Consider the following 14310-nt stretch of genomic DNA (forward strand, 5'->3'; position numbering starts at 1 on the left):
TTACAAAAATAAATGAAATTAAATTTACGCCTGTTTTTTCTTTACCAACATACGCTTTATCTCATTTAATTTCATAAGTGCTTCCACTGGAGTTAGGGTATCAATATCAGTGTGGAGGATTTCGTCTTTAATATTTTCCAACAACGGATCATCTAAATTAAAGAAACTTAATTGCATATCATCATGTAAGGTTTTAACCTTATCTGTAAGCTCTTCGCTAGAATGCGATTTTTCCAGCTTTTCTAAAATTTTATTGGCTCTTCTGAGCACTTGCTGTGGCATACCCGCCATTTTAGCCACATGAATACCAAAACTATGTGCGCTGCCTCCCTTAACCAGTTTTCTTAAGAATAACACATTGTCCTTTAATTCTTTTACAGAAACATTAAAGTTTTTAATACGTTCAAAGGTTTCACTCATCTCGTTAAGTTCGTGATAATGTGTTGCAAACAACGTTTTTGGCTTTGAAGGATGCTCATGCAAATATTCGCTAATAGCCCAAGCAATTGAAATACCATCGTATGTACTTGTACCACGTCCAATTTCATCTAAGAGCACCAAACTTCTATCTGAGATATTATTTAAAATTGAAGCCGTTTCATTCATCTCAACCATAAAAGTTGATTCGCCCATAGAAATATTGTCACTGGCACCCACTCTTGTAAATATTTTATCTACCAAACCAATATTCGCTTCCCGGGCAGGAACAAAACTTCCTATTTGAGCCAACAGAACAATTAAAGCAGTTTGACGCAAAATTGCTGATTTACCAGACATATTTGGCCCAGTAATCATAATGATTTGTTGAGACGTTCTGTCTAAAAATATATCGTTGGCAATATATGCTTCACCAATTGGCAATTGTTTTTCAATAACAGGATGACGCCCATCCTTTATCTCTAAATCGAAAGAATCATCAATTTTTGGGTAAACGTAGTTATTATGCTTTGCCAATTGGGCAAAACCACATAAGCAATCTAATTGGCCAATTAAATAGGCATTTTGCTGAACCGCCTTAATGTATTGATTCATCCAACTCACTAATTCAGAAAACAATTGCTGTTCTATGGCTAAAATCCGTTCTTCCGCACCCAAAATTTTAGCTTCGTACTCTTTAAGTTCTTCGGTAATATAGCGTTCTGCACTAACCAAAGTTTGCTTTCTAATCCATTCTTCAGGGACTTTTTCTTTATGTGTATTTCGTACTTCAATATAATAGCCGAACACATTGTTTGATGCTATTTTGAGCGATGTAATACCGGTGCGCTCACTTTCGCGCTCCAGCATATTATCCAGATAGTCTTTTCCCAATTTAGATAAGCCTCTCAATTCATCTAATTCGGATGAAAACCCTTGGGCTATCGTATTGCCTTTTAACATATTTACAGGAGCCTCTTCATTTAAGGTCTCTTTTATCTTTTCTCGGAGTACTTCGCAACTTTGCAGGTTATCACCAATAATTCTCAACGACTCATTTTTAGAGTTTGAAGCCAAAGCTTTAATTGGCACAATAGCTTCCAATGAATTCTTAAGTTGAATAACTTCTCTTGGATTTACTTTTCCTGTTGCTGTTTTAGATATGAGGCGTTCTAAATCGCCAATATGCTTAATGTAATTCTGAATTTTTTGGAGTAAGGTTTCTTCTTTAACCAAAAAGTCTACAACTTCGTGACGGTGTTTTATTTTTTCAACATTTTTAAGGGGTAGTGCCAACCAGCGCTTTAACAAACGCCCACCCATAGGCGAAATGGTCTTATCAATAACATTTAAAAGCGTAACCGCATTGTTGTTGGTAGAATTATAGAGCTCTAAATTTCGAATGGTGAACTTATCCATCCATACATAGTCATCCTCTGCGATTCTCGAAATAGCTGTAATATGCTGTAATTTATGGTGCTGCGTTTCACCTAAATAATGCAATATGGAACCAGAAGCAATAATGCCTTCGTACAAATCTTCAACACCAAAACCCTTTAGTGTTTTCGTGTTAAAATGTTTTATTAAAGTTTCATAGGCATAATCCGTTTGATATACCCATTCCTCTAAATAAAAGGTATGAAAATCGTCCCCAAATGTTTCATTGAAAAGCGTGCGTTTTTGTTTTGAAACCAAAACTTCACTAGGGCTAAAGTTCTGAAGTAGTTTATCAATATACTCTGCATTACCCTGTGAAGTTAAAAACTCACCTGTTGAAATGTCCAAAAATGAAATCCCAATATATTTTTTATCAAAATACACAGAACACAAAAAGTTATTCGATTTTGAGACAAGAACCTCATCGTTTAAGGCTACACCGGGAGTTACCAATTCTGTAACCCCACGTTTTACAATTTTTTTTGTTTGTTTTGGATCTTCAAGTTGATCGCAAATGGCAACGCGCTCTCCTGCTTTTACCAATTTTGGTAAATAAGTGTTTAAGGAATGGTGCGGAAATCCAGCCAACTCTGTCTCACTTTCACTACCAGCACCACGCTTGGTTAGAATAATACCTAAAATTCCAGCAGCTTTTACCGCATCGCTACCAAAAGTTTCATAAAAATCGCCCACACGAAACAACAATAAAGCATCAGGGTACTTTGCCTTAATGGCATTATATTGTTTCATTAATGGGGTTTCTTTTTTTGCTTTTTTAGCCAATTGAAAAGTTATTTTTATGTGTTACTTTTGAAAAAATTGTAGCATGCAATGTACTATTAATTTCATGTTTTTTGAAGTTGATACTCCATAAGTTATCTACAATTACAGCGAGATTTCAACAAATGGGATTTCCAAATTCACCGAAATGAAAAATAACAGTTATTAATGCGTAAACTAAAAAACAACGAACTTAAAAGATTAAGCGTTGATGGATTTAAAGCTGCAAAAAAAGTACCTATAATTATCATCCTTGACAACATCCGAAGCTTAAATAATATTGGCTCGGTATTTAGAACAAGTGATGCATTTTTAGTTGAAAAAATTTACCTATGTGGCATTACGGCTACACCACCGCACAAAGACATTCATAAAACAGCATTGGGAAGTACAGAAACAGTGGAATGGGAATACGTTGAAAATACCTTAGATTTAGTTAAAAAACTAAAAGCTAAAAATGTAAAAATATGTGCGATAGAACAGGCTGATAACGCAACTATGCTTAACGACTTTACACCCAAAGAACATACAAAGTACGCCCTAGTTTTTGGTAATGAAGTAAAAGGTGTAGCACAGGATGTGGTGTCGGCAAGTGACGTGGTTATTGAAATCCCGCAATTTGGCACCAAGCATTCTTTAAATATTTCAGTAAGTTGCGGTGTTATAGTTTGGGATGTTTTTAACAAGCTTAAAACAAGTAATACATGATAGCTAAAAAAGTAGCAAAACATAAATTAATCCTAAAAAATCGATTACATCAAAAAACGACCGTAACCAAAATGGCTAAAGTTGAAAACGCAACGCTTCAGCTATTTTTGGATGCCTTTACTAGAGTTAAAAGTAAAGATTTTTCAGCTGATGATATTTCTGCTTTTAAAAGGTGCGAAACTTACAGGCAATCACTTCTTAAAGATAAAAGTGAGATTAACTATGAAGTATTCGGATTAAACGAAACTGCAATTGTTTCAGAAATTTGTAAAAAGGCGGCATCCAAAGCAAAATGGTGTCAATTACTGTACGGGATTGCTAAAACTATTGACAATCCAAGTATTCTTGAAATAGGAACCAATTTGGGGATTTCTGGAACTTATCTCTTGGAAGCAATTAAAGGTAAAAATGGATATTTTATTACTATGGAAGGCTTACCAGAACTCTGTAAAATAGCTGGGGACCAATTTAAAACTATTGTAAATTCCAATAGTTTTGAAGTAATACAAGGTTTATATGAAGATACTTTCAAGAAGGTTTTACAGAAAACCCAGTATTTCAATCTGCTATTCATAGATGGTAATCACAAGAAAGCACCAACCCTTCAATATTTCAATGATTTAAAATCGAAAATGACATCTCCAGCAATTTTGATTTTTGATGATATTTATTGGAGCGAAGACATGAAAGATGCATGGGACGACATCAAAAACGATACTGACGTGAATTTCACGATAGATCTTTACGAGCAAGGTGTTGTGATCTTAGACAAGAACGAAAGCACTAAAAATCAGCATTTCAGTCTACATCTTAGCTATTGATTTAAGTTAAAAATGAAACGAAAAAAGCAACCTTGGCCTACCAAAGACATCATGACCCAGATTTATGATAAGCACCTTTGGGGTGGGACTGAGTTTGACTTTTATTCAGGTTATGGTTCACACGACAACACTATTGTAAACACGTATTTAGAAGCAGTAACACATTTTCTGGCATCCTTTAGGGATCCTTTAATTATTTGCGATTTAGGATGTGGGGATTTTAATATCGGAAAGCAGCTTATACCGTTATCTAAAAAATATATTGCTATAGATATTGTTGCCCCTTTAATTGAGCGAAATAAAAAACGTTTCCATGCTGATAATTTAGAATTCCATAGCTTGGATATTGCAAAAGATGAATTACCTATCGGTGATTGTGCTATTTTACGACAAGTACTGCAACATGTATCTAATGCTGAAATACAAAAAATATTAGACAAATTAGTCAGTTATAAATATGTTATTCTTACAGAACATATACCGATGGGGAATTTTACACCGAATAAGGATATTATCTCTGGACAAGGTATTCGGTTAAAGCAGAATAGTGGAGTTGATCTATTAAGACCTCCGTTTAATTTAAAAATTAAGGATGCTAAAAACTTAACGACATATTATGTTGAGAGCCCCACCAAAAGTCAAATCACTACGACAATGTATCAATTATCCTAAAAAATCGATATTGGGATTCATTCGAAGGGACAGCACAAGTCTTATTTATTGTCGTTTAGCTGATGTAACTGCCTATTTACGTTGAACTCACGACAAATAAAAAGGCTACCTGAAAGGGCAGCCTTTTTATGTTATATATCAAAACGCTTCTAATTAAAGTTATTTTTGAACTCTATCATGCGTAGTATTCGCCCATCTAATCTGTGCTCTACCACCTCTAACTCTGTATGCACCATATCTAATTTTCGATTGCGTGCCTCTTTCAGGGTCAGGAATATTCCAATTAAATGCTTCCCCTCCAATTATGGCATTACAATAGTGTATTTTTTTTGAAGAATCGTTTGGGTCTACTTTAAAACCTACCTCTAACACGAAAGAAGTTATTTCATTTTTATTAACTCTTTTTAGTAAAACTACTTCTCTACCGCTTCCTGATCCACCGCGTTCTAGTATACGCTCAGCATAAATATCAAAAGCAACTTGCTTATCAGCATTACTACCTTCACCGTAAACAGGATGTGCCCTATATAAGCAAATAGCAGGGTCTGGAGAACCACCACCACCAGTGTGTTGTCCTTTTGCTTGAGCTATGTAAGTCCCATCTTGACTGAATGAACCTGCATCAGCTACTTCAAGGATTCTAAAGTCTCCTGTAAATTTTACAGATGATCCTACATTAGAGTTCGCTACAGGTAATGAGCGTTCTATTCTTGGTTGTAAAGTATTTGCTGCATCTTGATTATTGGAGCCAGCGGTTATATTATATACTCCCCAAGTAAGTCCATCAATTTCAACTTCTTTGTAATTTGCATAACAACTCCTATCGTCAATGGTTCCAACATTAACAGGGTTTGGTAAATCGTTTGATGTTCTGGTAGCATTTTCCCCTTCTGGTGTACATGTTGTAATAGGTCCTGCATCTTCGTCAGCTGCTACCAATGAACCTGGGTCTGGATTAGGGTCTGGATCTGGATTTAGATTTACATCGTCCTCAAAAACTGAATCTTCCGAGGGCCCATCTTCTGATGAACATGAAAAGAAAGCCACACAAAAACAAACGGCAGCAATTGTTCCGAGCTTGAGTATTAAATTTGATTTTTTCATAATATTTTGCAATTTTGACTATAAAAATACAGTATTAAATCATTTTTACTGTCCTGAACTATCCTGATTTAAGCGTTTTTTTAACACTTCAACAGATAATATTCGTTTTATCTGTAATTATATTTCTTTTAATTGAAATATATTGATGTTTCAGCCTCTAAAATGGATTCGAAAATCTTCGAAAATAAACATTATTCAGCATAAATTTCATCTAACATCCATAAATAATCTGCTCGATTTTCGATAAAATCCCTATCTGAAATATCTATAATTTTTACTTCAAAATCGTTCTGAGTTTTTAAAAACTCTAAATATCCAGCATTGATTTTTTCTAGATAGTCATCAGAAATGTTTTGTTCATATTCGCGCCCACGCTTTTTAATGTTCTGCTGCAAACGCTCAGTATTTTGATATAGATAAACATATAATTCAGGTTTTGCGACGTCCTTATACATCAAATTGAACAGTTTTCTGTACAAATTAAATTCATCTCCTTTTAGGTTAATCTTAGAGAAGATTAATGATTTTACCACATAATAATCGCTTACAATGAAATCTTTAAACAAATCTAGTTGCGATAAATCATCTGAAATTTGTTGATACCTATCTGCTAAAAACGACATTTCCAAAGGAAAGGCATATCGGTTGGCATCCTCATAAAATTTTGGTAAAAAGGGATTGTCTGCAAATCGTTCTAAAATCAATTTCGCATTAAAATCATGAGCCATTTTAGTAGCTAAACTCGTTTTTCCTGCACCAATATTTCCTTCAATAGCGATATAGTTAAATTTTGAGAAATCGTATTTCCTACTCGGGTTTTTCAACCAAATTTTAATGGGTTCGAGTTGAGATTCATCATCACACTCTTTAAGTAAAACAGAAACTTCTTTATCCAATTTCGGATGATTTACTTTTGAAGCAATATCATTTAAGGGCAGCAACACAAATTTACGCTTTTGCATTTCAGGATGTGGCACTTGCAAGGTTTTTGTATCAATTACAGCATCTCCCGCAAAAACAATATCCAAATCTATTGTTCTAGCCTCATAAGCTTTTGCGGTACTTCGCGTACGCCCTAATTCGACTTCAATTTCAAGTAAATGTTCTAAAACGCTTTGAGGTTTTAAATAACTCTCCAGGACTAAGCAACAGTTTAAAAAATCATCGCCTTCAAACCCAAAAGCCGGAGATTTATAGACTTTAGAAATTAATTTAATGTTTCCAACACGCTTATAAATAGCATCTACCGCAGCTTGTAAGTTTTTAAACTTATCACCTTTATTACTGCCCAATGCGATATGGAAGGTTGTGGGTTTTTCCATGGAAAAGCAAAATAATAAAAAGTAAATGGATTTAGGTTATATTTACAAAGCCTATTTATCCACAACGATTAATGATACAAAAAGACAAACTTGCCGCCCAACGCATTTATATACTTTTAGGTGGGTTATTTATCACGTCTCTGGTAGTTTCAAACCTTATTTTTCAGAAGTTTTTTTATTGGTATCCATTTGATATTGAAATATTTGGGAGTAAGCTTTTTGAGATTTCTGTTGGTATTTTACCTTATCCCATCACGTTTTTAATCACAGATCTTATTAGTGAAATTTATGGTAAAAAGCGCGCAAATGATGTTGTAGTGGTTGGGATTTTTGCTTCTTTATTTTCAGTTGGAATTATATTTTTTGCTGATATTGTTCCCGCTTTATCGAACTCTCCAATACAAGATGATGTTTTTTCAAATGTCTTTGGGCGTACAATTTTAGCTGTAGGCGCAAGTATGTTTGCCTATTTGTTCGCTCAGTTTGTAGATATTAGAATTTATCATTTTTGGAAGCAACTTACAAAAGGTAAACATCTCTGGTTGAGAAATAATTTCTCAACTTGGTTATCCCAATTCGTTGATACATTTTCAGTAGTTTTCTTGCTTTGCTTCTTTGAAGTATTGCCATGGAGTAGCTTTAAAGGGCTTTTAATTAGCGGGTTTCTTTTCAAGGTTTTAGTTGCGGCCTGCGACACACCTTTTTTATATCTTGGCGTATATTTATTTAGAAAGCGCTTTAATTTAAAAGTAAACGAAGAAATCGATTTGCTTTAATTCATATCCGTCAACAATCGCACGGCATAGGTTAAATTTTTATTAAACTTTTAGTTAAGTTATCCGAAAACTAATCTCCCTCGTATATTTATATAAATCCGTTTTTTATGAAGAAAGCTTTAAAAATTGTTGGAATTACTTTACTCATCATTATTGCACTTTTAATAGCTATTCCTTTCGCTTTTCAAGGACAAATAAAGGATATGGTAAAACGCTTTATCAACGAAAACGTTAATGCCAAGGTAGAGTTTAGCGATGTAAGCCTCAGTTTTATACGAAGTTTTCCAGAGGCGCACGTGAGCATTAGTGACTTAGTAATTACCAATTTTGAACCTTTTAAAGATGAAACCTTTGCCACGGCGAAGGACATTTCGTTTACTATGAATGTTAACGAACTTTTTAAGTCTGCAGACGAAGACCCTATTGTGGTGAACACCATAGATATTGAAGAAGCACTTTTAACTTTAAAAACCGATAAATTAGGTAATAACAACTACGATATAACAAAAGAAAATGATAACCAAAAGTCTTCTGAACGCACTAATAGCTTCGGTTTTGATATTGAAGATTATCAAATTAAAAATAGTGCGTTTAGTTACATTGATGAAGGTTCAGATATTTTAATTCATGTTACAGAATTAAACCATGAAGGCCATGGCACATTTTCCGCAGAAGCATCAGAATTGGACACTCAAAGTGAAGCTAATGTGAGTATTACTCTGGATAGCACCAATTATCTAAGTAGTAATCCAGTAAAACTAGATGCTTTAATTGATTTAGATTTAGAAAACCAGAAATACACCTTTAAAGATAATAAAGGATTTATTAATGATTTACCTCTGGAATTCCAAGGTTTTGTGCAGCAAGTTGATAACGGACAACAGATTGATATTTCGTTTGAAAACCCAGAATCCGACTTTAAAAATTTCTTGGCAGTTATTCCGAAGGCATATTCCAAAAACATTGAAAACGTCGAAACCACAGGAGATTTTAAAGTAAAAGGGATGCTTAAGGGTTTGAGTTCTGAAGAAACCATTCCAAATTTAGATATTAGTATTTCATCAAATAATGCGTCGTTTAAATATCCTGATTTGCCAAAACGTGTAAGTAATATTTATGTTGACACTCGCATTATAAACACGACTGGTAAAACAGATGACACCTACATAGATATTAAAACTTTAAATTTTAAAATTGACGAAGATGTCTTTAAGTCTTCGGCCACATTAAAGAATTTAACAAAAAACATGCTGGTAAATGCCAATGTTGATGGTGTACTGAATTTAGGAAACATCACCAAAGTGTATCCTGTAGAGTTGGAAAACACACTTACAGGGATTTTAAAGGGAAAAATCAATACTGCTTTTGATATGAATGCTATCGAAACTAATGCCTACGAACGTATAAAGAATAATGGTTCAGCAAGCATTACCGATTTTGTGTTTTCTTCGGAAGACATTGTGAACCCTATTCATATTTCAGAAGCAAACATGACCTTTAACCCAGGGAAAGTTTCACTTAATAATTTTAAGGCTAAAACAGGGGATAGTGATTTAAACGCCACAGGAACCATAAATAATCTGCTAGGTTTTCTGTTGAGTGATAATACATTAAAAGGTAATTTTAATGTGAATTCGAATCTGTTTAAAGTAAGCGATTTTATGACTGAAGATGAAACTTCAGCAGAAAATAAAACTACCACCGAAGAGGAGTCCCTTAAAATTACTAAGTTTTTAGATTGTACCATAAATGCGAATGCGGAAACTGTGATGTATGACAATTTAAATCTTAAAAATGTTACCGGAACCTTGTTCATTAAAGACCAAAAGGCATCGTTGCAAAACATGACCTCATCGCTCTTTAATGGGAAATTGACCATTAACGGGGCGGTATCAACAAAGGACGAAACACCTATTTTTGACTTAAAGTTAGGTGCTCAGGATTTTGATATCGCTCAATCCTTTAGGAGTATGGAATTACTTCAAAATTTAGCACCGATTGCTAAACTGCTTCAAGGGAAATTGAATACCACGCTAAACCTCTCGGGATCTTTAGATCAAGAGTTTTCTCCAGAATTAAGTTCGGTTTCTGGTGATGCACTTGCCGAATTGTTGACCACTCAAATCAACACCCAAGATGGGCTATTGAGGAAATTGGAAAGCTCACTAAACTTTATCGATTTCGACAAACTAGATTTAAAAGATCTTAAAACCAAACTGGAATTTGCTGATGGGAAAGTGGCCGTAAAACCATTTGATTTTAAGTATAAAGACATTGAAATTGAGGTTTCTGGAGCACATGGTTTTGACAAAACACTTAACTACAACGCCGTATTTAATGTGCCCGCAAAATATTTAGGTAGCGAGGTAAACCGGCTTATTGGGCAAATAAATGATGCCGAGGTTAATACTATTTCTATTCCTGTAACGGCCAATATTACAGGCGCGTTTACAAACCCAACGGTCAAAACCGATTTAACGAGTGGTGTAAAAAACCTCACCAACCAGTTGATTGAAATCCAAAAGCAAAAATTGCTCAATCAAGGCAAGGACAAGGTGAAAGATTTAATTGGCGACGTTATTGGAGGCAACAAAACCAAAACCGACTCCATAAAAAAAGAACAAGATAACGTAGTAAAAGACGTACTTAATGATATAGTTAAGAGCAAGCCACAACAAGATTCTACAAAAGTAGACAGTACAAACTCTACCGAAAAAGCCATTAAAAATGTACTCGGTGGCTTATTGGGCAATAAGAAAAAGAAGGAGAAAGATTCCATAAATTGATTTTTTTGGGCGTTACCCTGCGGGTCGCGCTTTCCACTATATCTTTCTGCGAAGCAGTCCCGAACTTGTTTCGGGATCTTGTTAGTTAATTAACATCGTTCTTAAAATAAAAAAATTAATATTTAAGCTCCGCACAAAGGATGTCGTTGCAATCACTAACGCGGGCGTACTTGCCAATTGTGTTTCATACATCATACTTTCTGCTTATCTATAAAATCTAACTCAGGTTTTAATGCTAAACAGCTCTGGCTAAATATTTGGAATACTAACTTGTCAATACATCCTACAATGAATTCGGCACACGCGCAGTGATACAGAATTTACGTTTTTCATAAAAAACGACCAAAAAACTCTTAAAATTGGTCAGTTTCGGTCAATTTTTAATGATTTTTGGATAAAAATGCCCATTTTTTTGGATTTGTCAATTTTTAGTGTAAGTTGTTATGATGTAAAATCCTAAAAACACATTTTTATTTTATGAGGCAATTAAAAATCACGAAACAAATTACCAACAGAGCTACCAAATCGCTAGACAACTACCTACAAGACATTAGCAAATTAGAAATGGTTACCGCCGAGGAAGAAGTGGAATTGGCGCAACGGATTAAGGAAGGAGACAAGCGAGCATTGGATAAACTGGTTACGGCTAATTTGAGATTTGTGGTTTCGGTTGCTAAACAATATCAAAACCAAGGGTTAACACTATCGGACCTGATTAACGAGGGCAACGCAGGATTGGTAAAAGCAGCAAAACGCTTTGATGAAACACGTGGTTTTAAATTTATAAGTTATGCGGTATGGTGGATTAGACAGTCCATATTGCAGGCTATCGCAGAACAATCGCGGGTGATACGCTTGCCGTTGAATAAAATTGGCTCGATTAATAAAATAAGAAAAGCATACTCACATTTGGAGCAAACGCATGAGCGTGAGCCCAATGCCCATGAAATTGCTAAGAATTTGGACCTATCAGTTGCTGATGTGAAACAGTCTATGCGTGTGTCGGGCAGGCATGTTTCGATGGACGCTCCTTTTAGGGAAGGAGAATCTTCAAATTTATACGATGTGGTACAATCGGATGAATCACCACGTCCTGATGATGAACTCATAAAAAAATCTTTGAATATTGAGGTAAATCGTGCTTTGGAAACGTTATCTGAAAACGAAGCGCACGTAATTAAACATTATTTTGGTATTAATGTAAAACAACCCAAAACTTTACAGGAAATTGGTGATAACATTGGCTTAACCCGTGAACGTGTAAGACAGATAAGGGAAAAAGGCATTCGCAGATTGCGCCACACCTCAAGAAATAAGGTGTTAAAAACGTATTTAGGCTAACATTGAGAAACAAAGACCAAAATTTATTAGGTTTTCCTAATAAAAAAACAGAAATTTGCATCCCTTTTGGGAAACCTTGATAACGAAATTATAAAATATACATATGTTAAAGATTATTGTTAAAGATGGTGAAAACATCGAGAGAGCTTTAAAACGCTACAAAAGAAAGCATAGAAATATTAAAGTAATGCAAAATTTAAGAGAAGGGCAGTATTTTACAAAACCTTCTGTTAAGAGACGTCGTGAAATCCAGAAAGCGGCTTATATCCAAACTTTAAGAGACCAAGAGGATATATAAGTATATCTTTCTAAAATAATATTATGAAATCCCATTCGCTAAAAGCAAATGGGATTTTTTATTGTAAGCTTTTTAACTATTAAGCTACAAACTATCTATTATGGTACTGTATCTATTTGTTGGTATTTTTTCTGCTACACTAAGCGCATTGCCGCTAGGAGCCTCAAATATTGCTGTCATCAACACAACTTTAAAAGAAAATGCTAATCAAGCTTTCAAAATAGCTATTACAGCTGGTATAGCAGAAGTATTATTGTCTTATTTTGCTTTAGATTGCAATATGGCAATACGAGACTTTTTTGAGCAAAATATCTGGGTTCAAATTAGTATAATAGTCATATTATTTAGCGTTGGATTATATCTATTTTTTAAGGAACAATCTAAGAATACACCTAAAAAACTAAAAATATCGCAATCTAAATATGCTACAGGATTTATTTTGGGCGTGTTGAATCCTCCTGTATTACTATTTTGGGTCATAGCATTTAGTGTGATGCAAAATAATGATATCATGCTTTCATTAGAGTCTTCACTTTTGGTGCTTTTTCTATTTTTCTTTGGGGTGTATCTGGGAAAACTCATCACACTTTATGGTTACAGCAAAGTGAGTATTCTTATTAAAAACAGAATCGACAATATATCCACAATGATCAACAAAGTAACGGGAGTGCTACTTGTTTTTATTGCTTTGGCACAGAGTTTAAACCTTTATCTAGTATAAGACTATTTGCGATAATTAATTGGTCTGTCTTCGTAAAAGTGTTCAAAAGTCTTATCTGTGGTGTATTTATCCTTCAATACTTTATATACCATCACAATCACTAAAGCCTGACCTATACACATGGTGTAAAACACCCAAGTAAACGCCATATTCATAGACACCATAAGCGTTAATAAGACTAAAAGAAATGTGGTAAGCCCCACATAAAACATCACTGGAATTTTCATAGCTTTTTTATTTACAAGATAGTAAATAGCTATTTTTATTGATGTTATGATCTTGTTAAAAAAACTAAATGATTAGAGTATGGATATATCCAAAACTAAACCTTCATTAGCCCGTACGTTAAAAACAGTGTCATCTTCAAAAATGAGATATTGTCCCTTTACACCAACTAGCATTCCTTCATAAGATTGCTCTTTTTTAATATTTAAACTTTTAGGCTTTTCTGGATATTTTTGTACTGGAAATTCTAGATTAGTTTCAGAATTGCTTTCAATGAAGTACTCCTTAGCTTCATCGGGAATGTAAGTTTTTAAGCGCTCTCGCCATTCCACTAAATTTTCATCCTTAATGTCGTTTTTAAGCATGGTGCGCCAATTTGTTTTATCAGCCACATGGTCTTTTAAAGCCACTTCGGTTATTCCTGCCAAATAACGATTGGGGACTTCAACAATTTCGATAGCTTCGTGCGCACCTTGATCTATCCAACGTGTTGGCACTTGACTTTTTCTAGTCACTCCCACCTTTACGTTACTTGAGTTAGCTAAATACACAATATGAGGCTGTAACTGTACTTTCTTTTCGTATTCCAAATCGCGGTCTTCTTTTCCTAAATGTGCAGTACTTAATTCTGGTCTCATAATCCAGTCAGCAGCTTGAGGGATATCGAAAAAACAACTCTTGCAAAAACCCTGTCTGTATATTTCTTTGTCCAATCCGCAGTTTAAGCACTGATACTTCACAAATTGCATTTTTATGTGCTTATTCAATAGCTGATTTATATGAATAAAATCATTTTCAAACACCAAATAATATTGAATTGGACTAGAAAATTCAGTCTCCATTTTCCTTAAAACACCTTGATAGGTCATATAAAAAAAAGTATTATTTTTAAAAACTTAAAG

General features: G+C 34.4%; 13 protein-coding genes. 8 read left to right on the top strand and 5 right to left on the bottom strand.

From position 1 onward, the window contains the following. Nucleotides 1-24: 24 nt before the first annotated feature. Complete coding sequence (gene mutS / locus EYD45_RS11800) at nt 25-2637, bottom strand: DNA mismatch repair protein MutS (protein WP_130964762.1); 2613 nt, start codon at nt 2635-2637, stop codon at nt 25-27. Between the two features lie 165 nt (nt 2638-2802). On the opposite strand from mutS, the gene EYD45_RS11805 reads away from it, so the two are divergent. Genes EYD45_RS11805 through EYD45_RS11815 form a run of 3 tightly spaced genes read left to right on the top strand, consistent with a single transcriptional unit; the run spans nt 2803 to nt 4835 of the window. Next, on the top strand, nt 2803-3342 hold the full coding sequence (locus tag EYD45_RS11805) for an RNA methyltransferase (protein ID WP_130964763.1): 540 nt from the start codon (nt 2803-2805) through the stop codon (nt 3340-3342). Continuing rightward, the gene (locus tag EYD45_RS11810) at nt 3339-4163 is read left to right on the top strand and encodes an O-methyltransferase (protein WP_130964764.1); all 825 of its coding nucleotides are present in this window, start codon (nt 3339-3341) and stop codon (nt 4161-4163) included. The genes EYD45_RS11805 and EYD45_RS11810 overlap by 4 nt, the downstream gene beginning before the upstream one ends. A 12-nt stretch (nt 4164-4175) precedes the next feature. After that, on the top strand, nt 4176-4835 hold the full coding sequence (locus tag EYD45_RS11815) for a class I SAM-dependent methyltransferase (protein ID WP_130964765.1): 660 nt from the start codon (nt 4176-4178) through the stop codon (nt 4833-4835). Between the two features lie 159 nt (nt 4836-4994). On the opposite strand, the gene EYD45_RS11820 is transcribed toward EYD45_RS11815, so the two are convergent. Beyond that, on the bottom strand, nt 4995-5939 hold the full coding sequence (locus EYD45_RS11820) for a hypothetical protein (RefSeq protein ID WP_130964766.1): 945 nt from the start codon (nt 5937-5939) through the stop codon (nt 4995-4997). Nucleotides 5940-6130: 191 nt separating this feature from the next. Then, nucleotides 6131-7261 (bottom strand): 2-amino-4-hydroxy-6-hydroxymethyldihydropteridine diphosphokinase, encoded by a 1131-nt coding sequence (gene folK, locus EYD45_RS11825; protein WP_130964767.1) that lies wholly within the window; start codon nt 7259-7261, stop codon nt 6131-6133. A 71-nt stretch (nt 7262-7332) separates the two neighbouring features. Between folK and EYD45_RS11830 the strand changes: the two genes are divergently transcribed. From EYD45_RS11830 to EYD45_RS11850, 5 genes are all read left to right on the top strand, one after another. After that, the gene (locus EYD45_RS11830) at nt 7333-8037 is read left to right on the top strand and encodes a queuosine precursor transporter (RefSeq protein ID WP_130964768.1); all 705 of its coding nucleotides are present in this window, start codon (nt 7333-7335) and stop codon (nt 8035-8037) included. A gap of 107 nt (nt 8038-8144) precedes the next feature. Then, nucleotides 8145-10823: an AsmA-like C-terminal region-containing protein gene (locus EYD45_RS11835; protein WP_130964769.1), complete on the top strand. Its 2679-nt coding sequence runs from the start codon at nt 8145-8147 to the stop codon at nt 10821-10823. Nucleotides 10824-11300: 477 nt separating this feature from the next. Continuing rightward, nucleotides 11301-12164 (top strand): sigma-70 family RNA polymerase sigma factor, encoded by an 864-nt coding sequence (locus EYD45_RS11840; protein WP_130964770.1) that lies wholly within the window; start codon nt 11301-11303, stop codon nt 12162-12164. A 103-nt stretch (nt 12165-12267) separates the two neighbouring features. Then, entirely contained in the window at nt 12268-12462 is a 195-nt protein-coding gene (gene rpsU, locus EYD45_RS11845; RefSeq protein ID WP_130964771.1) for a 30S ribosomal protein S21, read from the top strand. A gap of 100 nt (nt 12463-12562) precedes the next feature. Further along, on the top strand, nt 12563-13183 hold the full coding sequence (locus tag EYD45_RS11850) for a LysE family transporter (RefSeq protein ID WP_130964772.1): 621 nt from the start codon (nt 12563-12565) through the stop codon (nt 13181-13183). A gap of 2 nt (nt 13184-13185) precedes the next feature. Here EYD45_RS11850 and EYD45_RS11855 read toward each other — a convergent pair whose 3' ends face one another. After that, nucleotides 13186-13410, bottom strand: a complete 225-nt coding sequence (locus EYD45_RS11855) for a hypothetical protein (RefSeq protein ID WP_130964773.1) — start codon at nt 13408-13410, stop codon at nt 13186-13188. A 72-nt stretch (nt 13411-13482) separates the two neighbouring features. Beyond that, complete coding sequence (locus EYD45_RS11860) at nt 13483-14277, bottom strand: DUF2797 domain-containing protein (protein ID WP_130964774.1); 795 nt, start codon at nt 14275-14277, stop codon at nt 13483-13485. Between the last annotated feature and the right edge of the window lie 33 nt (nt 14278-14310).

Origin of the sequence: Hyunsoonleella flava (genome assembly GCF_004310325.1) — a bacterium.
GTDB lineage: Bacteria > Bacteroidota > Bacteroidia > Flavobacteriales > Flavobacteriaceae > Jejuia > Jejuia flava.